The 25,212-nt window shown below is 30.5% G+C and carries 22 protein-coding genes; 19 read left to right on the top strand and 3 right to left on the bottom strand.

The window, feature by feature from the left end:
- Positions 1 to 401: 401 nt before the first annotated feature.
- Both ACYUEW_RS05200 and ACYUEW_RS05195 read right to left on the bottom strand, forming a co-directional pair.
- On the bottom strand, positions 402 to 1,028 hold the full coding sequence (locus ACYUEW_RS05200) for a flavodoxin family protein (RefSeq protein WP_003485738.1): 627 nt from the start codon (positions 1,026 to 1,028) through the stop codon (positions 402 to 404).
- 348 nt (positions 1,029 to 1,376) lie between these two features.
- Positions 1,377 to 2,198: a MerR family transcriptional regulator gene (locus ACYUEW_RS05195; RefSeq protein ID WP_003485740.1), complete on the bottom strand. Its 822-nt coding sequence runs from the start codon at positions 2,196 to 2,198 to the stop codon at positions 1,377 to 1,379.
- A 114-nt stretch (positions 2,199 to 2,312) separates the two neighbouring features.
- On the opposite strand from ACYUEW_RS05195, the gene ACYUEW_RS05190 reads away from it, so the two are divergent.
- From ACYUEW_RS05190 to ACYUEW_RS05180, 3 genes are all read left to right on the top strand, one after another.
- Positions 2,313 to 4,043: an ABC transporter ATP-binding protein gene (locus tag ACYUEW_RS05190; protein ID WP_460276342.1), complete on the top strand. Its 1,731-nt coding sequence runs from the start codon at positions 2,313 to 2,315 to the stop codon at positions 4,041 to 4,043.
- Positions 4,040 to 5,803 (top strand): ABC transporter ATP-binding protein, encoded by a 1,764-nt coding sequence (locus tag ACYUEW_RS05185; protein WP_460276341.1) that lies wholly within the window; start codon positions 4,040 to 4,042, stop codon positions 5,801 to 5,803. The genes ACYUEW_RS05190 and ACYUEW_RS05185 overlap by 4 nt, the downstream gene beginning before the upstream one ends.
- A gap of 271 nt (positions 5,804 to 6,074) precedes the next feature.
- Entirely contained in the window at positions 6,075 to 6,890 is an 816-nt protein-coding gene (locus ACYUEW_RS05180) for an alpha/beta fold hydrolase (protein ID WP_043031950.1), read from the top strand.
- A gap of 367 nt (positions 6,891 to 7,257) precedes the next feature.
- Here ACYUEW_RS05180 and ACYUEW_RS05175 read toward each other — a convergent pair whose 3' ends face one another.
- On the bottom strand, positions 7,258 to 7,416 hold the full coding sequence (locus ACYUEW_RS05175) for a hypothetical protein (protein ID WP_003485750.1): 159 nt from the start codon (positions 7,414 to 7,416) through the stop codon (positions 7,258 to 7,260).
- Between the two features lie 325 nt (positions 7,417 to 7,741).
- Between ACYUEW_RS05175 and ACYUEW_RS05170 the strand changes: the two genes are divergently transcribed.
- From ACYUEW_RS05170 to ACYUEW_RS05095, 16 genes are all read left to right on the top strand, one after another.
- Entirely contained in the window at positions 7,742 to 9,214 is a 1,473-nt protein-coding gene (locus tag ACYUEW_RS05170; protein WP_003485751.1) for an ABC transporter permease, read from the top strand.
- A 14-nt stretch (positions 9,215 to 9,228) separates the two neighbouring features.
- Positions 9,229 to 9,900, top strand: coding sequence for an ABC transporter ATP-binding protein (locus ACYUEW_RS05165; RefSeq protein WP_003485753.1), 672 nt, complete (start codon positions 9,229 to 9,231; stop codon positions 9,898 to 9,900).
- 463 nt (positions 9,901 to 10,363) lie between these two features.
- Positions 10,364 to 11,008: a TVP38/TMEM64 family protein gene (locus ACYUEW_RS05160; RefSeq protein WP_460276340.1), complete on the top strand. Its 645-nt coding sequence runs from the start codon at positions 10,364 to 10,366 to the stop codon at positions 11,006 to 11,008.
- 239 nt (positions 11,009 to 11,247) lie between these two features.
- Complete coding sequence (locus ACYUEW_RS05155; RefSeq protein WP_460276339.1) at positions 11,248 to 11,451, top strand: hypothetical protein; 204 nt, start codon at positions 11,248 to 11,250, stop codon at positions 11,449 to 11,451.
- Positions 11,444 to 12,766, top strand: coding sequence for an MATE family efflux transporter (locus ACYUEW_RS05150; protein WP_003485760.1), 1,323 nt, complete (start codon positions 11,444 to 11,446; stop codon positions 12,764 to 12,766). The genes ACYUEW_RS05155 and ACYUEW_RS05150 overlap by 8 nt, the downstream gene beginning before the upstream one ends.
- Positions 12,767 to 12,984: 218 nt before the next feature.
- Positions 12,985 to 13,836, top strand: coding sequence for an ABC transporter substrate-binding protein (locus ACYUEW_RS05145; protein WP_003485762.1), 852 nt, complete (start codon positions 12,985 to 12,987; stop codon positions 13,834 to 13,836).
- A gap of 8 nt (positions 13,837 to 13,844) precedes the next feature.
- On the top strand, positions 13,845 to 14,516 hold the full coding sequence (locus ACYUEW_RS05140) for an ABC transporter permease (protein ID WP_003496259.1): 672 nt from the start codon (positions 13,845 to 13,847) through the stop codon (positions 14,514 to 14,516).
- A complete protein-coding gene (locus ACYUEW_RS05135; RefSeq protein ID WP_460276338.1) occupies positions 14,513 to 15,205 on the top strand; it encodes an ATP-binding cassette domain-containing protein in 693 nt (230 codons plus the stop codon). The genes ACYUEW_RS05140 and ACYUEW_RS05135 overlap by 4 nt, the downstream gene beginning before the upstream one ends.
- Before the next feature lie 27 nt (positions 15,206 to 15,232).
- Positions 15,233 to 15,721 (top strand): molybdopterin adenylyltransferase, encoded by a 489-nt coding sequence (mog, locus tag ACYUEW_RS05130; RefSeq protein ID WP_460276337.1) that lies wholly within the window; start codon positions 15,233 to 15,235, stop codon positions 15,719 to 15,721.
- Positions 15,722 to 15,745: 24 nt separating this feature from the next.
- A complete protein-coding gene (locus ACYUEW_RS05125) occupies positions 15,746 to 16,972 on the top strand; it encodes a molybdopterin molybdotransferase MoeA (protein ID WP_460276336.1) in 1,227 nt (408 codons plus the stop codon).
- A gap of 11 nt (positions 16,973 to 16,983) precedes the next feature.
- Positions 16,984 to 18,888: a molybdopterin biosynthesis protein gene (locus ACYUEW_RS05120; protein ID WP_460276335.1), complete on the top strand. Its 1,905-nt coding sequence runs from the start codon at positions 16,984 to 16,986 to the stop codon at positions 18,886 to 18,888.
- Between the two features lie 73 nt (positions 18,889 to 18,961).
- A complete protein-coding gene (moaA, locus tag ACYUEW_RS05115; protein ID WP_030035223.1) occupies positions 18,962 to 19,921 on the top strand; it encodes a GTP 3',8-cyclase MoaA in 960 nt (319 codons plus the stop codon).
- Between the two features lie 3 nt (positions 19,922 to 19,924).
- Positions 19,925 to 20,404: a cyclic pyranopterin monophosphate synthase MoaC gene (moaC, locus tag ACYUEW_RS05110; protein WP_460276334.1), complete on the top strand. Its 480-nt coding sequence runs from the start codon at positions 19,925 to 19,927 to the stop codon at positions 20,402 to 20,404.
- Between the two features lies 1 nt (position 20,405).
- Positions 20,406 to 20,846 carry an MOSC domain-containing protein gene (locus ACYUEW_RS05105; protein ID WP_003485773.1) on the top strand — a complete coding sequence of 147 codons (441 nt, stop codon included), beginning with the start codon at positions 20,406 to 20,408 and terminating at the stop codon, positions 20,844 to 20,846.
- Between the two features lie 49 nt (positions 20,847 to 20,895).
- Positions 20,896 to 22,791: a sigma-54-dependent Fis family transcriptional regulator gene (locus tag ACYUEW_RS05100; protein WP_085333318.1), complete on the top strand. Its 1,896-nt coding sequence runs from the start codon at positions 20,896 to 20,898 to the stop codon at positions 22,789 to 22,791.
- A 388-nt stretch (positions 22,792 to 23,179) separates the two neighbouring features.
- Positions 23,180 to 24,997, top strand: a complete 1,818-nt coding sequence (locus ACYUEW_RS05095) for an aldehyde ferredoxin oxidoreductase family protein (protein WP_163201419.1) — start codon at positions 23,180 to 23,182, stop codon at positions 24,995 to 24,997.
- Positions 24,998 to 25,212 lie beyond the last annotated feature (215 nt).

Genomic DNA, 25,212 nt, shown 5'->3' with positions numbered 1-25,212 from the left:
TTAAAGACGATGTTGAATTAAAAACTTTTCAATATATAATTATTGATATATTATTAGAAGGGATAGTATATAATAATTTATACTATTTTTTCTATTTCACTGTTGAACTATATTTTTAAATGCTGAATATTTAATAAAGTATATAAGAGGCTTACCTAAAAGAGTGTAAGCCTCTATTTATATAATATACATAATGTATAACTTAGAAAAAGTTTATGTTATATCTGTTACGGCAAATAATGCCATAAATATCATAGATTTTTTATAGCAATGTATATATAACCACAAGTGATGAAGGGATTTTTAAATTAGAAGAGGGTGTCTCAAAATAAAAATAGCCTTAATTCTAAAACCATAAATATATTAAAATTAAGGCTATTTTGAGACATCCTCTTCTAAGATTAACGTATAAAATTGGTCCATGCTCTTGGTTCTTTTTCTGGGAGTGCAACTCCTGCTTCTTTACCAGCATTTATATTTTTCAAAAGCCAGGCCATATTTTTACCTAATACTCTCATTGTTTGCATTCCTTCTAAATCCTGTTTTACTTCTTCAGGAGTATTTCCATGAACCATATTCCAATATTGAGAAGATACAATAGGCATGTTTGAAATAGTAAAATATTTATTTAACTGATCAAAGGCTGCAGTTGAACCACCACGGCGACAGCTTACAATAGCGGCACCAGGTTTATACTGAAAGCTATTTCCTGCATAAAAGAATCTATCTAAAAAAGATGTTATTTGGCCAGAGGAAGCGGCATAATGTACAGGGGAACCAAAGATAAAACCATCGGCTTCTTTAGCTTTTTCAAGGGCTATATTTACAGTATCATCGTCAAATACGCACTTGCTAGCCTCATTTCTAGAACAACCTCCGCAAGCCATGCAACCGCGAATAGGCTTGTTTCCAATATGGAAAATTTCTGTTTCAATATTTTCTTTTTCCAGTTCCTTTGCTACTTCGCATAAGGCAGTATAGGTACATCCTTTAACCTTAGGACTTCCATTAATAAGTAATACTTTCATTTTTATACCTCGCTTTACTTTTATACTATTTTTGTATTATGATATTATTCTAGAATACAAGTATTACTATTGCAAGTACGTACTTTTTAGTATTATAGTACCAAAAAGGATACTTTAAAAAATAAGTAGCGTATAAAAGATAGGAAAAGTATATGTTATACCCGTTATGGTGAAATGTACCACAAATAACGCAGGCTTCCTTTGAAGCTGTTGATATCATTGGCCTTAAGAAAGATAATAGTGTTATAATCTTAAGCAAGATAACTATAAAAGATATAGATGATATAGGGCTTAACTTTGATGAAAAGGTATATAAATAAATGACTTAACATATGGCAGATGCCTATACTATGTTAAGTCATTTTCTAAAGTTTCTATCATCAGTTTTGTAATATAATGTTTTTGTTCTTTTTGGGAAATATCAGAAATTAGATACTCCTCAAAAGAGTAATCTCCTAAAGAAATTCCATTCTCATCCGCATAATTTAGCATTTTCTCATAAGCATGGCATAAGTCATCGTATGTACCTTCAAAGTATCCACATAGATAGATTCCTGGTTTTCGAATTACTGTTTTACCCGGTAGAAAGGATTTTGTTTTGATATACAGATAAGAAAGATTTGTGGATTTATTCTTTCTCAAGTTTTTAACTGATATGATGCCACCGACAGATTCCTGAACTGCAATTCCTAGATCTTGACAGAATTTAATATACTCTTGCATATAGTTGGCAAAGGTTTTATTTGTCGAATTCTCCATATTATTCGATGGGAGAATAGTCTCCTGAGGTAAGTATTCTAAGTAAATGTTATTGTGGCTATTTATACCTTCTGTGGTCATGGCTTTCATGCTTTCAATCATTTCCTGTATATCTTCAAAATATTTTATTTTTTCAGCTACCTCTTTACTTTTTTCTTCTAATAAATCTAAAAACATGGATGGATTGCGATGCTCAAGATAGATTTTTATGTCCTTTAAAGACATTCCAATTTTTTTTAGGTTCAATATAACAGAGAATGTAAAATACTGATGATAAGAGTAATAACGGTAACCATTTTTTTTAATTATTGCCGGTCGGAATAGGCCGATGTCATCATAGTGAAAAAGAACATGTTTTTCAACATTACACATCTTAGCGAATTCTCCAGTGGTAAAATATTTTTCTTGCATTTTTTAAAATCTCCTCTTGACTATAAGGTAACATTATAGTTTATCATAATATATGTTGATGGGGAAATCAAGGATTGATTTTACAAAAAATCGCTGACAAAAGAGAGGTTGAATATGAAGTTAATTTTACAGTATTTAAAAAAGTATAAGCTATACGTATTTTGCAACATCCTAGCGGTGCTTGGATTTGCTGCAGCAGAGCTTGGAATTCCTACAATTGTCTCTAATATGATAGACCGGGGCATTGTATTGAAAGATAGAGTCTATATTTATAAGCTGGGTATTATCATTTTGATTTTGGCCATTATTGGTGGTATTGGGAATATTGTTTTGGCCTATTGTAGTTCCAAGGTGAGTACCTCAATTACAAGAGATATTAGAAATGACATTTTCAAAAAAGCCCAGGAATTTTCTCATAGGGAATATAATAAATTTGGTGTATCCAGTATGATTACCAGAACCACCAATGATGCTTTTATTCTCATGCAGTTTATTAATGTTCTACTTAGAATGGCCTTTTTAACGCCGATAATGATTTTAATCAGCATGTTTATGGTAATAAAGACAAGTGTAACTTTGTCTATGGTAATTGGAGGATGTATTCCTATTATATGCTTTGGAGTATATCTCATTGCTAGAACCAGTAATCCAATTAGTACTAGGCAACAGAAGGGAATGGACAGGTTAAATCGAATTACAAGAGAGAATTTAACTGGAGTTAGAGTTATTCGTGCATTCCGGAAAGATCGCTATGAAACTAAGCGATTTTACGAAGCCAACGAAGATTATGCATCTAATGCAAAAAAGTTATTTAAGTTGATGTCTATTGCTCAGCCAGCCTTCTTCCTGCTATTAAATCTTGCAGTTGTAATTGTATTTATCCTATCTAGCAAAATGATTGATGCAGGAACACTACAGGTGGGAAAATTAGTGGCATTCCAGGAATATATGTTCCATGCCATGTTTTCTATGATGCTGTTTTCTATGATATTCGTAATGTATCCCCGTGCAGAAATTAGTGCTAGACGTATCCAAGAGCTTCTAGAGGAAGAGCCGGTTATTAAAAATCCTGAAAATGCAGTAACCTATGGAGATGAAAGGGGAACTTTAGAATTTGATCATGTAACCTTTCAATATCCTGACGGTGAAGTTCCTGTATTACATGATATAAGTTTTCAGGCAGAGAAAGGGGAGAAAGTTGCTTTTATTGGAAGTACTGGTAGTGGTAAGAGTACGTTAATCAATCTTATTCCTAGATTTTATGATGTAACTAAAGGTAGTATTAAAGTAGATGGAGTAGATGTTAGAAAATATGATTTAATATCATTACGTCAAAAAATCGGTTTTATTCCACAAAAAGCCCTGCTGTTTTCTGGTAGCATCAATGAAAATATCCGCTATGGAAAACATAATGCGGTGCAATCTGAAATAGAGCATAGCGCCAAAATTTCCCAAGCTTATGATTTTATCAAAGATAAGCCAGACCAGTTTGAGGAAATGATAGAAGAGGGAGGAAGCAACGTATCTGGTGGACAAAAACAAAGGTTGAGCATTGCAAGAGCCGTTGTAAGAAAGCCGGACATTTATATATTTGATGATTCTTTTTCCGCATTGGATTCTAAAACAGATGCTAAATTGAGAAAGAGATTAAAAAATGAAACTACAGATGCTATTACTTTGATCGTGGCTCAGAAAGTATCTTCTATTATGGATGCCACAAAAATTATTGTATTGAACGAAGGAGAAGTGGTTGGTATAGGAACTCATGAGCAGCTACTAAGAAACTGCAAAATTTATTATGAGATAGCCGCTAGCCAGATGTCAAAGGAGGAATTGAAACGATGAAAAAGAAAAATACTGGTATTAAACGTTTGATTCCATATTTAAAGAAATATAACATAAAGATTATCTCAGCAATATTATTAATCATTGTGGCGGCCTGCTTAATCGCATTAAGCCCTACTTTAGAGGGGATGATTACTACTCAATTATTTTCCGATATTACAAAAGGACAAAGGGTAGATTTTGCAAAGATCAATAGAATTATTTTAATTTTAATCTGTGTCTATGCTGCAGGAGCTTTAAGCAACTGTGCTTATCAGTTCTTATTAACGGATGCAATACAAAGCGCTATGGTGGATTTAAGAAATGATGTGGAAGGTAAAATTAGAAAACTTCCCATTGCATATTTTGATAGAAATGCCTTGGGAGATACTTTGAGTCGTGTATCCAACGATGTGGAGACCATTTCAAATGCTCTTCAACAAAGCTTCGCTCAGATTTTAAATGCTATTTTAGGATTAAGCCTTGCGGTATTTATGATGTTTAAGATTCAATGGGTAATGGCTCTATCTTCTATTGCAATTATCCTAGTATCGGTTATTATATCTAAGGTAATTGTGAAGAAATCCCAGCCGATATTTCAAAAGCAGCAAAATGCTCTAGGACATTTAAATGGAATTGTTCAAGAAAAATTTACTGGTTTTAATGAAATTAAATTATTCGGTAAACAGGAAGATGCATTGACGGAATTTATGAATGCTAATGAAGAATTGTGTAAAAATGGTTTTAAAGCTCAGTTCATCAGTGGTTTAATGTCTCCACTTGTAGCCTTTGTAACATATATTGGAATTGGATGCGTAGCCATTGCAGGTGCATTTTATGCCATTGGGGGAATTATTACTGTAGGACAGCTTCAGGCTTTTATTCGTTATATATGGCAGGTAAATCAGCCTATGTCTCAGATTACTCAGTTATCCTCAGCAATACAGTCTTCTGTAGCTGCAGTGCACAGGGTTTTTGAATTCTTAAATGAAGAGGAAGAATTCGAAGAAGTGGAGTTAGTAAAACCAGATAAAGAAGTTCATGGTAATGTATCATTTGAAAATGTAGAATTCTCTTATACAAAGGAGAAAACTTTACTTCACGATCTGAATGTACAAGTAAAAAGTGGCCAGATGGTTGCTATAGTAGGGCCTACAGGAGTAGGAAAAACTACATTAATCAATTTACTTATGAGATTTTATGATGTAACTGGTGGTTCTATCAAGATAGATGGTGTAGATATTCAACATATGAAGCGAGATGATTTAAGAGCAAAATTTGGAATGGTTCTTCAGGATACCTGGCTCTTTAATGGAAGTATTAAAGAAAATATAGCCTATGGAAAAGAAGGCGCCACGGAAGAAGAGATCATAAATGCAGCTAAGGTAGCAAATGTACACCACTTTATTACCACACTTCCCGAAGGCTACAACATGATACTGAATGAAGAGGCCAGTAACATCTCTCAAGGAGAAAAACAGCTTTTGACTATAGCTAGGTCTATTCTCTGCGATCCACCTATCATGATTTTGGATGAAGCTACTAGCTCCGTGGATACAAGGCTGGAACAAAAACTCCAGGATGCCATGAGAAAAATTATGAAGGGGAGAACTTCCTTTGTAATCGCCCACAGATTGTCTACAATTAAAAATGCAGATTTAATCCTGGTAATGAGAGATGGAAATATCGTGGAGCAAGGAACACACAATGAGTTGCTAGAGAAGAAGGGATATTATGAACAGCTTTACCATGCCCAATTTGGCAATTTGAATATGGAGTAAAAGTATTATGCTATATTTATTAAGTTCACATATAAATGGTAACTTTTAAATTTTTATAAAAAATAATAAAGAATCACCCTTTATAGTATAAAATTAATTAACTATAAAAGGTGGTTTATTTATGTCCAATAATGAAGAATATATTAAGGTGTAAATCTTTTTATATAACAAAAGGTGGGTTGGGTACTTTTAAATAATAAATAAAATTCACTTATTTCTGATTAATAGAATAAACTTATAATGAAAGAATTTTATTATAAGAGGTATTTGTATGGGATGTTATGTTAAAGTAGAACCAAATGTAAAACTTTATGTAGAGGATCTTAATCCAGAAGGGAAAAAAACAATTCTATTTCTACATGGATGGCCCGGAAGTCATAAGCTGTTTGAATATCAATTTGATCAGCTTCCTAAAATGGGGTATCGATGTATAGGTATAGATCAGAGAGGATTTGGCGAATCCGATAAGCCTTTTAGGGGCTACTCATATGATCGATTATCAGATGATGTTCGATGTGTAGTTGAAGCACTTAAATTAAAGAACGTTACGTTGTTAGGTCATTCTACAGGAGGAGCCATTGCTATTAGATATATGGCAAGGCATAGTGGATATGGTGTATCTAAACTTGTTCTTTGTGCAGCTGCGGCTCCTAGTCTTATTAAGCGTCCATATTTCCCTTATGGTTTAGAAAGGGAGGCTGTGGATAAAATTATTGAAGGAACATATAATGATCGTCCAAAAATGTTGCAAGACTTTGGAGATATATTTTTTTTCAAATATATAACTAAGCCTTTCTCCGATTGGTTCTTCCAATTAGGATTACAGGCGGCAGGCTGGGCTACTGCAGAAATTGCAAACACATGGTTAGATGAAGAAGGGTTATTTTCTGATCTTAAGAAAATAAAAGTTCCAACTCTAATTCTTCATGGGATCCATGACAAGGTTTGTCTATTCCCATTAGCTGAAGCACAAAAAAAAGGAATTAAAAATTCAAAACTTGTACCATTTGAAGAGAGCGGTCATGGGTTATTCTACGATCAAAAAGAAAAGTTTAACAAGGAATTGACCAAGTTTATTGAAAAATAAAGTTTTATTATGATTAATAATTACTTTGAAGAATTAATCATATAAAACATATTATTTAAATATAAAAAATGAGAGTATCTCAAAACAAAAATAGCCTTAATTTTAATATAGTAAATATAAATAATATATGTAATAAACATATGAATGAGCTTTAGTAGTTCTTAATTTGACGGAATTAAAAATTTTTGTAATTCCTCACAGGACGTGAGGAGTCAGTGGTGAAGCCAGAGGAGGTTGCCTCTTTTACTGGGTAAAAAATTTTTAATGGAGTAAAATTTAGAACTGCTTAGCAAAATGAATTGCTTTATGAATGTATTATTTATATTTACGGTTTTAAAATTAAGGCTATTTTTAGACATCCTCAATTCTACTTATCATCTTTTCTAAATTTATAGGTTATAAAAACAATAATTAATCCTACCAAAGAGTATCCAATATATTTTAATTTAGCTTCATAGGGAAGTGTTAATAATATTATTATCCAAACTATACCTGAAACTATACAGTCCCTTTTTATGCTTTTCATTAAATAATCCCCCTATTTATTACTCATATATATTTAACTATTTCTTTAGAGAAATACAATGTTATTATAGCATATTTTACAAATATCTTATTATTTTATTATGATTTTAGGATATTTTTTGTAATAAAAATAAATATAGAAAACATGAATTAAAACTTTAGTTATATAGAATTTTAACAACATATAGAATTTTAATTAATATGATTTTTATATATAAAGGAATTTATATTTTATATAAAAAACAAATTAACTTCACAAAAAACACATAAAGCTTTATTAGAATAACCTTTGTAAGAAATTTATAAGACTTAGGAGGTTATATAATATGAATTTTTTAAAGAGAGCTATGCTTAGTATATCAAAAAAGAAAATAAAGTCTTTGATATTATTTGTTGTACTCTTAATAATTGCCAATATGGTGTTGGTGGGTTTATCGATACAAACTGCTACAAAAAAATCCACAGAATTAGCTAGAGAAAAATTAGGCAGTGATGTAACACTTAAAATTAATGAACAAAAATTTATGGAACAAAGAAGAAATAATAAGGAGGAAGGATCAAGCAGCAGACCATCTTTAACTACAGATATTGCAGATACTTTAAAGGATAATGAACATGTAACTCAGTATAACTATATTTCTTCAGGTTTTGGGTTGGCTAAAAACTTTGAAAATGTAAAGAGCGAAGAAAGCAGTGATGATACTACTTCCGAAGAAGGTGAAGAAAAACCAAAAGGTATGTTCAAAATGGCAGGTACTAATGTTACTACTATGCCAGAGGTTTCTTTTTCAGGTACTATAGCTACAAATCTTTTATCAGATTTTAAGAATGGAGATAGTAAAATCGCAGAAGGTAGAGGAATTACAAAAGATGATGCAGGAAAAAATGTGGCTATAATTGAGAAAAATTTGGCTAAAGAAAATAGCTTAAAAGTAGGAAGCAAAATACAAGTAGCTTCTATTGATGAAAATACTACACTAGAACTTGAAGTTGTGGGGATATATGAGGCAAATTCAGATGAAAGTACTAATGATAATAGAAATATGGATTTTTTAAACCCATATAATAAAATATATATGCCTTATGATGTAGTTTCTAAGGTTTCAACTGGGGATAGTACTAATAGTAAAAATATTACTTCTGCAGTATATTTTATGGACAATGCTGATAATATAGAAAGTTTCAGAGAATATGCAAAAAATAAGAAAATAGATTTAGAAACCTATACATTAGATGCTAATGATCAATTATATACACAAATGGTAGGACCTATTGAAAATGTAGGATCCTTCTCAAAAACTTTAGTAGCAACTGTATCCATTGCAGGAGCAATGATCTTAGTTCTTATAATAGCATTATCTCTTAAGGATAGAAAATATGAAATAGGAGTATTACTATCCCTGGGAGAAAGCAAATTTAAAGTTATTTCTCAACTAGTAGTTGAAGTACTTTTAGTAGCTTCTATAGCTTTTGCTACTTCTGCATTTACAGGAAATTTAGCAGCTAACAAAATAGGAGATAGTTTACTTGCAAATGAAATTAAAGTAACAGAATCATCTTCAACGCAAGAAAATCAGAATTTTGGTGGGCGTGGTCCTATGGTAGTAGGTCCTGGTAGAATGAATAGTAATGCTATTAAAAATGCAGATGTGGTAAAAGACATGGATGTTTCTATAACTTCAAAGGATTTAGAAAAATTAGCAGGTATAGGATTACTTATAGTAATAGCCTCTGCAGCTATACCAACTATATCTGTACTAAGATTTAGTCCTAAAACTATACTAAGTAAAAGAGAATAGATGGGGTGATATATATGAATGCAGTTTTAGAATTTAAGAATGTAAATTATAGCTATAAAGATGGAGGAAAAGAATTAGTAATTTTGGATAGTGTAGATTTTAATTTTGAAGGTGGGAAATTTTACACTATATTAGGAGCTTCTGGATCAGGAAAAACTACTGCTTTATCCTTGGCAAGTGCACTAGATAGTCCTAAAAGTGGTGAAATTTTATATGAAGGTAAGGATATAAAGAAAATTGGCTTAACCAACTATAGAAATCAATATATAGGAATAGTATTTCAAGCATACAATTTAATTAATTACATGACAGGTATACAAAATATTATTACTGCTATGGAAATTACCAAGAATGAAATTTCAGATAAAAAACAAAAGGCTTATGAATTAATAGAAAAGGTAGGGCTTACAAGAGGAGAAGGAGATAGAAGTGTATTAAATCTTAGTGGAGGACAACAACAAAGGGTAGCAGTAGCAAGAGCTCTATCTACAAATGCCAAAATTATATTGGCAGATGAGCCTACTGGAAATTTGGACAGTAAAACCTCTATAGATATAATAAAGCTTTTTCAGAAATTAGCTCATGAAGATAATAAATGCATAATAATGGTAACTCACTCTTTAGAGATTGCATCTATGTCTGATATAATTATAAATTTAGACAATAAGAAGTTTAAGGTTAAATAAGAACTTTAAAAGTAATCTATATTGTTTATAACTAGAAAATTAAACTTGTTAAAATAAATTTATTAGGCTTGCCTGATCCTTTAACTTAATAAGTAAAATTAAAAAATACTCAAATTTAGTGTTTATTAAGTGACTTTTAGATTCAGATGGAGTTTGATTATGACAGATAGTCTCTCCATTTGAATCTTATTAACAAAGTTCTTGGAATCTTTTTTATTAGTAAAAAATTTTTAGAAGTTTTTTAGAAGTCCTTATCTTTTAGGAGAAATTAGTATCTTTCAGAAGCAAGTGCTTATACAAAATCATTTCATTTTTTATTCTCAATTTTTTATAAAAATCAGATATTAAAAGTTTCTAATTTTATCAACTAGGTAATAAGTATTAACAATCATAGCTATATTATAAAAAATAAAAAAATGTGACTTTTTATACTTATATTTAAAAATAGTAGGAGGAGATAGTTATGAAGATAAATAAAAAATACTTACTTTTTGCTTTATGTATAGTATGGATTATATCAATATACATCTTTAATAAGTATGATTTTATATCACTTACTATAGAAATTATGAAGGGTTATTTAAATTCAAATAAAGCAGGAATAATGATTATTTTTGTTTTACTATGGATAGTAAGACTGCCGATTTTATTGCCAGGATTTACATTAATAATATTAGGAGGTACTTTATTTGGAACAATTAATGGATTTTTATTATCTATGACAGGAATGATTCTAAGTGAAACATTAATATATGTGATAGCTAAAGTATTTTCTAATTGGAATATAAAAAATTTAATTAAAAAGAAGTATGATTACATAGAGCCATTAATAAAAAAATATAATTTTAGATTTTTAGCCTTGGGCATAGTATGCCCTATAGCACCTACAGATGTGGTATGCTTTTTATCCTCATCAGTGGGGTTAAGCTATATAAGATATATATTAACAATAATTATTTCTAACATACCAATAACATCCATTTATAGTTATATGGGCATAAGTTATAAAGAATCTTCATTAAGTGTTATAATACTTTGTTTATCAATAAGTATATTAGCATTATATACAATGAAAATTTGGAATAGTTTAAAAACAAATTATTTATAAATTTTAGATGAATAAATTTAACAAAGTAGTTATTATTAAAATTTGCTTATGATTTAGTATTTTTATGGAGCAACATCACATAAGATTTAAAAGTAAGTGTTCAAATATATAGCATCCTATGATAAACTAAACATTGGAAATAAAATAATATTAAAAAAATAATATAAAACTTTTTATGTTATGAAATAGAAATTATTTTCTAATTTTCTTAAAGATAAAGAAGATAGGATGAAGAGGGAATGATTATATTAGAAACAAAAAATTCAATATTAAAAAGCATATCTTTAGGTGATGCCCAAAAGGTTTATTCTTTAACTTCTCATGTTGAAGTTAAAAAAATTATGAAATTTAATACACATTCTTGTAAGGACAAGCTTCTTTTGCCAAACTTACCCCAGGAGCTTTTGATTCATACATTAGATTTGGAGAAGAATAATGAGTAGCACAACTAAGGATTTAACTAAGGGCTCTCCTTTAAAAGTAATACTTAAATTTTCATTACCTATGATAGTAGGAAATATATTTCAGCAATTATATAATGTTGTAGATTCAATAATAGTAGGGAAATTTATAGGTACAAAGGCTTTAGCCGCTGTAGGCTCTTCCTTTGCTATTATGGTTTTTATAACATCAATTTTGCTAGGATTATGCATGGGCACTTCTATTGTGTTTTCACAATTTTTTGGAGGTAAAAAAATAAATAAGCTAAAGGCTAGTATATCTACATCCTTTATTTTTATAGGAATTACCTCTATTGTAATAAGTGGATTATCCTTAATATTTGTAGATCAGATTATTTTATTTATGAAAATTCCTAAAGAGTTATTTGTAGATACTAGAAGTTATCTTAAGATAATATTTAGTGGTATATTTTTCACCTTTTTATATAATTGGGCAGCAGGTCTTTTAAGGGCTCTTGGAAATTCTAAAGTGCCATTATATTTTTTGATTTTAGCTGCTATTATAAATATAGTATTAGATCTTGTATTTGTAATTACTTTTAATATGGGTGTATCTGGTGCAGCTCTAGCTACGGTTATTGCCCAATTTGTTTCGGCTATTTTGTGTATTGTATATTGTATAAAAAAGCTAGATTTCTTAGAGTTTAAACTAAGTGAAATTAAATTTGATAAAGAAATATTTAAACTAACTGCCAGTTATTCCTTGCTTACATCAATACAACAATCTATTATGAATTTTGGAATATTAATGATACAGGGATTGGTAAATTCCTTTGGTATAGCTCCTATGGCAGCCTTTGCAGCAGCAGTTAAGATTGATTCCTTTGCTTATATGCCTGTACAAGATTTTGGAAATGCTTTCTCTACCTATATTGCGCAAAACAAAGGAGCAGAGAAAGATGAAAGAATCAAAAGTGGTATCAAAGTATCTTTAAAGATTATAACTATATTTTGTATTTTTATATCTTTAGTTGTATGGATTATGGCAGATAAGTTTATGCTAATATTTATAAATTCTACAGAAACCCAGGTTATAAAAATAGGAGTACAGTATTTACGAATTGTATGTACATTTTATTGTTTCATAGGTTACTTATTTATGTTTTATGGTTTATATAGAGGTTTAGGCAAGGTTAAGATGTCCATAGTCTTGACAATAATATCCCTTGGTCTTAGAGTGGCTCTTGCTTTTATTACAGCTCCTTATTTAGGATTAAAGGGAATTTGGTGGGCAATTCCTATAGGGTGGATTATAGCAGATGTAGTAGGAATGATATATTATAAATTTATTAGTTAATGTTAAATTGATATAGAGTTTAAAAATAAAATGATCCAAAATGGAACAAAAATTATAAATTTAGTAGATTTATAAAAAAATAATATAAAAATGTGTTATAATGGTACAAAATATTATATAATGTAGAGTATATAATATTTTGTATTTTTTATAATTTAATATACGGAAAATACAGAATATTCTATATACTTAGCAAGTACAATGAGGGGGATGTTTTCATGAAAAAACTTTTGTTACTTTTATCTAGTATTTTTTTAACATTAAGTTTAGTGGCCTGTGATAAAAGTAATTCCACAGAAAGTACTAAGGAAAAGGATAAGAGTAGGACTATGATACTGGCTACAACTACCAGTACTCAAGATTCAGGACTTTTAGATTATTTGCTTCCTGAGTTTAAAAAGGATACAGGAATAGATGTTAAAGTAGTTGCAAAGGGAACTGGTGAAGCTCTTAAACTTGGACAAAATGGTGATGCAGATTGTCTTTTAGTTCATGCCAAAGCTAAAGAAGAAGAGTTTATTAAAAAAGGTTATGGTACTGAAAGACATGATGTTATGTACAATGATTTTATTATAGTTGGTCCAAAGGAAGATACTGCAAAGTTAAAAGAAAAAGCTCCTAATAATGCAGCAGAAGCTCTTAAATTAATTAGTGAAAGTAAAGCTAGTTTTGTTTCTAGAGGAGATGAATCAGGAACCCATACTAAAGAAAAGAAGCTTTGGAAAGATATTAAAGTAGATCCTAAGGGAGAATGGTATATAAGTGCAGGTAAAGGTATGGGAGCAGTATTACAGATGGCAAATGAAAAAAAGGCCTATACTTTAACAGATAGAGCTACTTATTTGTCTATGAAGGATAAATTAGATTTAGTAATTGTAACTGAAAAAAGTAATGATTTATATAATCAGTATGGAGTTATAATGTTAAATACTGAAAAAAATAAAATTAAAGAAAAGGAAGCCAGAGAATATATAGATTGGATGCTTTCTGATAAAGGGCAAAAACTTATAGGAGAGTATGGAAAAGAAAAATACGGACAAGCACTTTTTGTAGCTAACGGAAAGAAATAGGTGATATCATGGAGCAGGAAATTTTTAATATAATAAATTTAAAAGAAATTATTCCTGTGGTATTAATGTCTCTTTATGTTTCATTAACTTCAACTTTAATCGCTTCAATATTGGGAATGCTTTTAGGCATTCCCTGTGCTTTATTAAACTTTAAATTAAAAAAGATTATAATTCAAATTAATCATACTTTAATGAGTATACCACCAGTTCTTATGGGATTATTGGTTTATCTTTTATTATCGAGAAAGGGACCTTTAGGTGAATTTGAATTATTGTTTACTCCTACCGCTATGATAATAGCCCAGACATCACTTATATTTCCTATAGTATTTGGTCTTAGCATATCTATTATAATGAAAAATGGTAAAGATATAAAAAATACATGTACCACATTAGGAGCTAATAGATTTCAAACCTTTTTAATTATTATAAAAGAAAACAAGATACAATTATTATCAGTTGTAACAGCAGCCTTTGGAAGAGCTATATCTGAAGTTGGTGCAGTTATGATAGTAGGAGGAAACATTAAAGGATTTACAAGGGTTATGACCACATATATTGCATTGGAGACAGGCAAAGGTAATTTTAATGAAGCTTTAGCAATAGGAGGAATATTACTAGTTATATCTTTTATAATTAATGCTATTCTTCATTTTTTTCAAGGGAGTGAAAGTTTTTGAAAATAGAGGTAGTTAATGCAGTAAAAGAGTATGCTGGTAGAAAAGTATTAGATATAGAGCATATGGTTTTTAAAGAGGGAGGTATATATGGAATATTAGGATTAAATGGAAGTGGAAAAAGTACTTTATTACAAAGCATAGCAGGATTTAATAAATTAAATGAAGGGGAAATTATTTATGATGGAAAAGATTTTAATAAAGTAAAAGATAAAATTTCTATGATGAATCAAAGACCGCTTTTATTTAATTGTTCTGCAGGTGAAAATATTATAATGGGACTTAAATTTAGAAAAACACCTAAAAAAACTATTGATGCTAGGTTTGAAAAATACATAAAATATTTTAATATAAATGAAATTCTTAATAAAAACGGAAAAAAATTATCTGGAGGAGAAACTCAAAAGGTAGCCTTACTTAGAACGGTTATATTAGAAAGTGATGTTATAATATTAGATGAACCTACTGCAAGTATGGATATAGAAAGCACTTTAGCTTCTGAAACTTTAATTAAAGATATTATGGAAGATAAAAGAACCGTGATTTTTGTAACTCATGATTTTTATCAAGCAGAGAGAATTGCAGATTATGTAATATTTATGGATAAGGGTAAAATTATAGAACAGGGTGAAAAAGATATTATATTTAATGATCCTAAGAATGCTAAAGTTAAGATGATGTTAAACAAGTGAGAAAACAGAGTATAAGGGGGTATAACTATGATAAAGACTGCTATTGTTACAATAAGTGATAAGAGTTCAAAGGGCGAGAGAAAAGACGAAACAGGAAAGGTGCTACAGGATATTTTAGAAAAAGAAGGATATAAAGTAGAGGAGTATAAAATAATACCAGATGAAATCAATATTATAAGTGAAGAGCTTATAAAGTTATGTGATGAAAAGAAAGTAAATCTTATTATTACTAATGGAGGTACAGGCTTTTCTAAAAGAGATGTAACTCCAGAGGCTACAGAAAAGGTTATTGAAAAACATGTACCAGGTTTTGGTGAAGCTATGAGGGCCAGTTCCCTTTCTATAACGCCAAAGGCCATACTTTCTAGAGGAATTGCTGGAATTAGAAAAGATTCTCTTATAATAAACCTTCCAGGAAGCCCAAAAGCTGCAGTAGAAAATTTGCAGGCAGTATTAGGGGCTATACCTCATGGAATAGAGATTCTATTAGGTGAGGCATCAGAATGTGCTAGATAGATTGGTTTAAGGAGGTAATATTAAGTGGACTTATTTAATGTTGTATCTATTAAAGAGGCTAAAGATCTTATAGAAAAAAATTTTAATGTAAAACCAATAAAGGAAGAAGTGGAGCTTTTAAATAGTATGGACAGGGTTATATATGAGGATATAATTTCTCAAATAAATGTACCTAATTTTAGAAGATCTACCGTAGATGGATATGCTGTAAACTCTAAAGATGTAGCAGGTGCTAGTGAAAGTATGCCCGCTATGATGAACTATAAGGGGGAAGTTCTCATGGGAAAAATTCCTGAAGTTAATATGGATTTCCCTGGGGATTGTGTGTATGTTCCAACGGGAGGTATGATTCCAGAAGGTGCAGATTCTGTAGTCATGGTGGAATATACAGAAAGAGTTCATGAGGATACAGTACTTATAAATAAACCTACAGCCTATGGTGAAAAGGTAGTAGAAATAGGTGAAGATATAGCTAAAGAGGAAGTAATAATAAAAAAAGGTAAAAGATTAAGACCCTATGAAATAGGGGTATTATCTAGTCTTGGAATAACTAAAGTGCCTGTATGTAGAAAACCTAAAGTAGCTATAATATCTACAGGAGATGAGATAATAGATCCTAATAAAGAACCAAAATTAGGCCAGGTTAGAGATATAAATTCTTATCTTTTACAGGCTTCCATTATTGAAGATGGAGGTATTCCTATAAATTATGGAATTATAAGAGATGATTTTAATCTTTTAAAAAATACAGTAGAAAAAGCTATAGAAGATACGGATATTGTACTTATATCCGGGGGGAGTTCTGTAGGAAAAAAAGATGTAACCATAGATGTCATAAATAGTTTGGGAGATCCTGGAGTTTTTGTTCATGGAATAGCAATAAAACCTGGTAAACCAACTATTATAGGAAAGGCTAAGGATAAAATAGTTTTTGGACTACCAGGACATCCTCTGTCAGCAGCTATTGTATATAAGATTATAGTTAAACATTATATAGATAAAATTGCAGGTGCTAAAGAAGAGGTTTTCCCTATAATTTGTAAGTTTAATATAAATTATCATAGTGCAAAGGGAAGAGAAGAATATTTGCCAGTAACATTAAATTGGGAAGGAGATGAAATAATTGCATCACCTGTATTTTCTAAGTCTGGACTTATAAGTGGTTTTTCTAAGGCTTATGGTTTTATAAAAATAGATAAGAATCTTGAGGGAATAAAGAAGGATGAAAAGGTTTTTGTATATAGATTTTAGGAGGTTTTAGTATGGGGCAAAATATTTATCTTTCAAATTATGAAATTGAAGAGGCATTAAAACTTTATTTTAGTAAGATAAGCATAAAAAAACAAAAGGAATTTGTAAATACAGAATATTCAAGTGGTAGAATAACAGCATCACCTATATATTCTAATATATCTTCTCCTTTCTACAATTCTTCAGCTATGGATGGTATCGCAGTTAATAGCGAAAAAACCTTAGGTGCAAATGAAAAGAATCATATAGCTTTAGAAGAAGAAAAGGATTATATAGTGGTAGATACGGGAGATCCTATACCTAGAGAGTATGATTCTGTGATAATGGTGGAAGATTTAATTAAAGTAGATGATAAAAGGGTGGAAATATATAAAAGTATAGCCCCTTATGAAAACATAAGACCTTTAGGAGAGGATATAGTGGAGAAATCCCTTATAGTTCCTTCCTATCATAAGATAAGACCTGTGGATATTTCAGCAATGATTGCTGGAGGAGTAAATGAAGTAGAAGTTTATAAAAAACCTGTGGTAGGTATAATTCCAACTGGCACAGAGCTTGTAGAGCCAGGTAATAATTTAAAAGTAGGAGATATAATAGATTTTAATTCAAGAACCTTTGCAGCACAGATCTTTCAGTATGGTGGTATTGCTAAAAGGTATGAAATAGTTAAAGATAATTATGAAAAAATTAAAGCTACTATAAAAAAGGCAGTAAAAGAATGTGATATAGTTCTTGTAAACGCTGGTTCCTCTGCAGGAAGAGAGGATTACACAGCTAAAATTATAGAAGATTTAGGTAAGGTATATATACATGGAGTAGCTATAAAGCCAGGAAAACCGGTTATTTTAGGAAAGATAGATAATAAACCTGTTATAGGAATACCTGGATATCCTGTGTCAGCCTATGTTATTATGGAAAACTTTGTAAGACCTATTGTGGAAAAATTTGCAGGGGAAAAACCCTACAAATATAAAAAAATTAAAGCGATATTATCTAAAAGGGTTATGTCTTCATTAAAATATGTTGAATTTATTAGGATAAAATTAGGTAAAGTAGGAGAAAAAATAGTAGCCACACCTTTAAATAGGGGAGCTGGCGCCACCATGTCTCTTGTTAGAGCAGATGGAATACTTGAAGTTCCACAAAATGTGGAAGGTATCGAAAAAGGAACGGAAGTAGATATAAAACTTCTAAAGGATGAAGAGGAAATAAATAATACTATAGTTTGTATAGGAAGTCATGATCCTATCATAGATGTTATAGCAGATTTAATTCATGTAAAACAGGGTGGATATTATTTATCCTCTGCTCATGTAGGTAGTATGGGAGGAATAATGGCACTTAAAAATGGTGAAACCCATATAGCTCCTATACATCTTTTAGATATGGAAAGCGGAGAATACAATGTAAGCTACATTAAAAAATATATTGGTAATAGACCTATGGCTCTTATAAAGTGCGTAAAAAGAATTCAAGGAATTATGGTTCCTAAAGGAAATCCTAACAGTATTACTTCTATTAAAGATATAAGGGATAAAAAATTAAAATTTGTAAATAGACAAAGGGGAGCAGGTACAAGACTTCTTTTTGATTATAATCTTAGAAAATTAAATATAAATCCTAGAGAAATACGGGGTTATGAAAGGGAAGAGTATACTCATTTACAAGTGGCCGCAGCTATTTTAAATGGAGATGCTCATTGTGGACTTGGAGTATATTCTGCAGCAAATATGATGGGGCTAGATTTTATACCAGTTTGCAGTGAAGAATATGATTTAGCAATCTTTCAAGAGTTTTTAGATATGCCATCTATAAAAGAACTTATAAATATTATAAAAGCTGATAAATTTAAAGAGAAATTAGAGGAGCTAGGTGGATATGATTATAGTGAGGCAGGCAATATTATTTTACTATAAAGAGAATAAATAATTTTAGTTTTTACAAAGCTAAATATTAATTAATATTATTTTTATACAAAGGAGGAAGTTAATGTTAGACAAGCATGGAAGAAAAATTAACTATTTAAGAGTATCTGTAACAGATAGATGTAATTTAAGATGTGTTTATTGTATGCCTCCTGAAGGTATTGTTAAAAAAGAACATGATAATATAATGAGATATGAAGAGATTTTTAATGTAGTTAAAGAAGCTTCTTTATTAGGAATAGATAAAATTAGATTCACAGGTGGAGAGCCTCTTATACTTAAAGATATAGATAAATTAATCTACAATACATCGAAAATAAGTTCCATTAAGGATATTGCTATGACTACCAATGCTACACTTTTAGAAGATAGAGTAGAGGATTTAAAAAAAGCTGGTCTTAAAAGAGTTAATATAAGTCTTGATTCTTTAAAAGAAGATAGATTTAAGAGCATTACAAGAGGTGGGGATATTAATAAAGTTTTTAAAAGCATTGAAAAATCTTTATCCATCGGTATAAGACCAATAAAAATTAATACAGTAATAATGAAGGGCATAAATGATGATGAAATAGAGGATTTTATGAATTTAACAAAGGAATATCCCATATCCGTAAGATTTATAGAACTTATGCCTATAGGAGAAGGCAGAAAATTATACAAAGATAGTTATATAAGCTCAGAAGAAATAATATCCAAGAATACAGATCTTATACCTGTGGAAACTGATAAAAGTAGTACGGCTCTATTATATAAATTTAAAGAATCTAAAGAAAATATTGGGTTTATAAGTCCTATGAGTTGCAAATTTTGTAGTGGCTGTAATAGAGTAAGATTAACTGCAGAGGGCACATTGAAACCTTGCCTTCATTCTGAAAAGGAAGTAAATCTTAAAAACTATGTAGGAAATAACCAAGCACTTTTATCTAAGATAAATGAAGCTATTTATAATAAACCCTTAGAACATCATATGATAGAAGAAGAAAAAAGTAAAAGCAAAAAAATGATGTATCAGATTGGAGGCTAGTTTATGAATTTAACACATATAAATAAGCAAGGAAGAGCAAAAATGGTGGATGTAGGCAGTAAAGGAGATACAAAAAGAGAGGCTATTGCCTATGGGCATATAAATATGAAGAGAGAAACTTTAAATAAAATAAAAGAAGGTACTATATCAAAGGGAGATGTGCTATCTGTGGCTCAAGTAGCAGGTATTATGGCAGCAAAAAATACCGCTAATATTATACCCATGTGTCATCCCATAATGATAAATGGTTGTGACATAAATTTTCATTTTGATTTTGAAAACAATAACATAGATATAACATGCTCAGTAAAAAATACAGGGAAAACAGGAGTAGAAATGGAAGCTTTAACTGCAGTTACAGTAGCAGCTCTAACTATATATGATATGTGTAAAGCTGTAGACAGAGAAATGATAATATCAAATGTAAAACTTATGAAAAAAAATGGTGGAAAATCAGGATTATTTCAAAGGGAGGAATCATAACATGGCAAAGGTAATAGCAGTTAATATAAGTGAAAAAAAAGGTGAGATAAAACATCCTATAGATAAAGGGTTATTTAAAGTGGATCACGGTCTTGTGGGAGATGCTCATGCTGGAAACTGGCATAGACAAGTAAGTCTTTTAGGTACAGAAAGTATAGATAAAATGAAAAAGTTAGGTCTTCAAGGACTATGTACAGGTAAATTTGCAGAAAATATAACTACAGAGGGCTTGATTTTGTATGAATTACCTATTGGAACTAAATTAAAAATAGGTGAAGTACTTATGGAGGTAACTCAAATAGGTAAGGAATGTCATGCAGGATGTGAAATAAGAAATCTTATAGGAGATTGCATAATGCCTAGAGAAGGGATTTTTACAAAAGTATTAAAGGAAGGCTTTATTAAACCCAATGATGAAATAGAGGTCTTATCCCAGGTTTAAAATTTTAATAACTTGATAAGTTGTCTTTATCTTAAAGGGGAAGATTTATATGAAGGATGATTTTGTAAAAGAAAAATTTTGCGTATTAAAGTCTCACGAAAAGTGTAATAGTTTAGGGATTAGTAAAGATTTAGTATACAGTAAAAAAATAATAAGGGATGAAGAACTTAAAAGGGAACTAAATAATAATTCAGAGTTAATTATTATTGCTACACCTTTTATGAACAAGCTCTATCAATTTGTTAAAGGCTCTAACTTTTTCGTTATTCTTACAGATGGGGATGGTTGTATACTAAATGTCATAGGAGATGAGAGTATATTAAAGGAAGCTTTTAATGTAAAAATGATTCCAGGAGCCTATATGGATGAAAAAAATATGGGGACAAACGCCATGGGGATGGCTTTAAGTGAAAAGTCTCCAATTCAGATATCTGGAGAGGAACACTATGTTAAAGCTTATCATAGATGGACTTGTTCTGCAGCTCCCATAAAAGATATTAATGGGAAAATAATTGGTACTCTTGATTTGACAGGATATAGTGAAAATGTACATTCTCATACCTTAGGAATGGTAGTGGCTGCAACTAATGCCATTGAAAAAATGATAGAATTAAATAATTATAATAGAGCTTTGCAGGTATCTAAAAAGAGTATTGAAAATGTGTTTAATTCTATACAGAGAGCTATATTAAGGGTGGATTTGTCAGGTGCAATAAAGACTATAAACAACAACGCTATAGAACTTTTAGGTTTTAATGAAAATGATATAAAAAGTATGAAGATGTGGGATTTAATACCTGACTGGTCTATGGTTTTAGATGAGATCTATGACAAAGGGAGTTTTGTAGATGAAGATGTATATGTACACTGTCTTAAAAATAAACTTCAATTAAATTTGAGTGCCTATCCTATATATGATTCATCCATGAGAATTATTGAAGTAACCTGTTTACTTTCAGATATACAAAAAACTCGGAAACTTGCAGGAAAAATACTTAGTGGTCAAGCTATCTATACCTTTGATAAAATTATAGGTGAAAGCAAAAAACTTCTTAATATAATAGATTATTCAAAGAAAATTGCAGATAGCAGATCTACTATACTTATTACTGGTGATAGTGGAACGGGAAAGGAAGTTTTTGCACAGTCAATACACAACTATAGTGATAGAAAAGATAAGCCCTTTATAGCTGTTAATTGTGGAGCTATCCCAAGAAATTTAATTGAATCTGAACTTTTTGGATATGAAGAGGGAGCCTTTACTGGAGCAAAAAGAGGAGGATATAGAGGAAAATTTGAAAATTCCCATGGTGGAACAATATTTCTTGATGAAATAGGAGAAATGCCCTTAGATATGCAGATAAAACTTTTAAGGGTTATAGAAGAGGGCGTTATAAATAGAATAGGAAGTTCTAAACAAATACCTGTAAATTCTAGAATAATAGCTGCTACTAATAAGGATTTAAGAGAAGAGGTAGAGAAGGGGAATTTTAGAAAGGATTTGTTTTATAGAATAAATGTATTACCAGTATATTTACCAGCATTAAAAGAAAGACGAGAGGATATACCTTTACTTATAAATTATTTTATGAACAAAACATCTAAACATTTAAATAAAAGGAAGGTAGAAATACCACCTGCATATATGGAAAGGCTTATTAATTATCATTGGCCAGGTAATATAAGGGAATTAGAAAATATAGTAGAATTGATAATAAATGCAGAAAGTGTTGAAATTATTAATAATATAAACCATCATAGTAGCAAGGAAGTTAGAGATAAGGCAAAAGAAGAAACTATGGTGTTTAATCTTGAAATTGTGGAGAAAAACCACATTAAAGAGGTATTAAATAAGTTTGATGGTAATGTTTCTTCCGCTGCAAAGGCTCTAGGTATAGGAAGAAATACTCTTTATAGAAAAATAGAAAAATACTCACTGTACTAATATAGAACAAAGTTCCAAAAAAGAACAATAAAACATAAAAAAATGTATCTAAATAGAACAAAAAGGATTGTTATTTTTAATATTAACTTTAAGTAAGTATAATTTAAATATTTTTTTTAGACAGGGTATATATTATACAAAGAAGAGAGTTTGACTTTAGATAGAGTTAAGCTCTTATCTAGGTATATAGAAGCCTTTAAATATACCCAATATGGTTTTTTTCATAGAGTTTGTACAAATATTATTACTAGTAACTATAGACATAGTATGTTAGTTTATACATAATATATGTTCTCTTTTTTACAATTATAATTTTTTGGCATAAAACTTGCTTATTATCTTATTATATAGTAAGTAATGTATAAATTTTTATAAGGAGGATTTATTTATGTATGGTTATAATGGAAAGATTTTAAGAATTGATTTAACAAATAGAGAATGTACTTTAGAGTCTTTAGATGAAGAAAAGGCTAAAAAGTTTATAGGGGCTAGAGGACTTGGAGTTAAGACTTTATTAGAAGAAATAGACCCTAAAATAGATCCATTATCTATTGAAAATAAACTTGTTATAGTTACAGGTCCTATTACTGGAGCTCCTATGCCAACCAGTGGTAGATATATGGTAGTAACAAAGGCGCCTTTAACTGGTACTATTGCAATATCAAACTCTGGTGGAAAATGGGGAACAGAACTTAAAAATGCAGGATACGATATGATAATAGTACAGGGTAAATCAGATGTACCTGTTTATGTAAACATAGAAGATGATAAAATAGAAATAAAAGAAGCAAATCATCTATGGGGTAAGACTTCATTAGAAACTACAAAAATTCTTTGTAATGAGAACAATGAAAGAGCAAAAGTACTATGTATAGGGCCTGCAGGAGAAAAATTATCTCTTATGGCAGCTATTATGAATGATATAGATAGAGCAGCAGGAAGAGGTGGCGTTGGAGCTGTAATGGGTTCAAAGAATTTAAAAGCCATAGTAGTTAAAGGTTCTGGAAAAGTTAAAGTGTTTAATGAAGAGGAAGCAAAAAAAGTATCCTTAGAAAAAATTAAAATATTAAGAGAAGATCCAGTTGCAGGTGGAGGACTACCTACTTATGGTTCTGCTGTACTTGTAAATATAATTAATGAAAATGGCGTACATCCCGTGAGAAATTTCCAAAAATCCTATACAGATGAGGCTGATAAAATAAGTGGAGAAACTCTTACAGAGGATTGTCTTGTAAGAAAAAATCCATGTTATAGATGTCCAATAGCCTGTGGTAGATGGGTAAAATTAGATGATGGTACAGAATGTGGAGGCCCAGAATATGAGACTTTATGGTCCTTTGGATCTGACTGTGACGTATATGATTTAAATGCTATTAATGTAGCTAATATGCTTTGTAATGAATATGGTCTCGATACAATTTCAGCAGGGGCTACCATTGCAGCAGCCATGGAGCTATATGAAAAAGGATATATAAAGGATGAAGATATAAAAGAGGATGGATTATCTTTAAAATGGGGAGATGCAGAGGCTGTTGTTGGATGGACAAAAAAGATGGCATTAAGGGAAGGTTTTGGAGATAAAATGGCAGATGGATCCTATAGATTATGTGAATCCTATGGTGTTCCAGAGTTCTCTATGACAGTTAAAAAGCAAGAATTACCAGCTTATGATCCAAGAGGAATTCAAGGACATGGTATAACTTATGCAGTTAACAATAGAGGTGGTTGTCATATAAAAGGTTATATGATAAGTCCGGAAATACTAGGATATCCAGAAAAACTTGACAGATTCTCTCTAGAAGGAAAGGCAGCCTATGCTAAAATATTCCACGACTTAACAGCTGTAATAGATTCTTTAGGATTGTGCATATTTACAACTTTTGGACTTGGCGTACAGGATTATGTAGATATGTATAATGTAGTTGTAGGTGGTAAGTTACATGATGCAGAATCTATAATGGAAGCAGGAGATAGAATTTGGACATTAGAAAAGTTATTTAATTTAAAAGCTGGCATGGACAGTTCCCATGATACCCTTCCAAAAAGATTGCTTAAAGAACCTATTCCAGAAGGACCTTCTAAGGGATGTGTTCATAAATTAAGTGAATTACTTCCAGAATATTATGCAATAAGAGGATGGGACAAGAATGGTATACCATCAGAGGATACATTGAAAAAATTAGGGCTTGAAGAATATATAAAGTAGGAAATATAAACAGAGTTCTTGGCTTCAGAGGGAGTTTTTACTCCAACTGAAGTTTAGAAATTGTTATCCAGGGAAGTACCCGCTCTTTACTCCCACTTTGGAGAAGATGGGAGTATTAGAGCGGGTAGTCATCGGATAAATAGATAATCAGATGAAAATAATTATGAAATAAAGATGCATTAAAAGCAGATAGTAAATATTTAAAAATAGAGAGG

Source organism: Clostridium sp. CTA-1, assembly GCF_054768215.1.
Note: the sequence above shows the minus strand (reverse complement) of the source record. Positions and strands in the feature narration are given on the sequence as shown.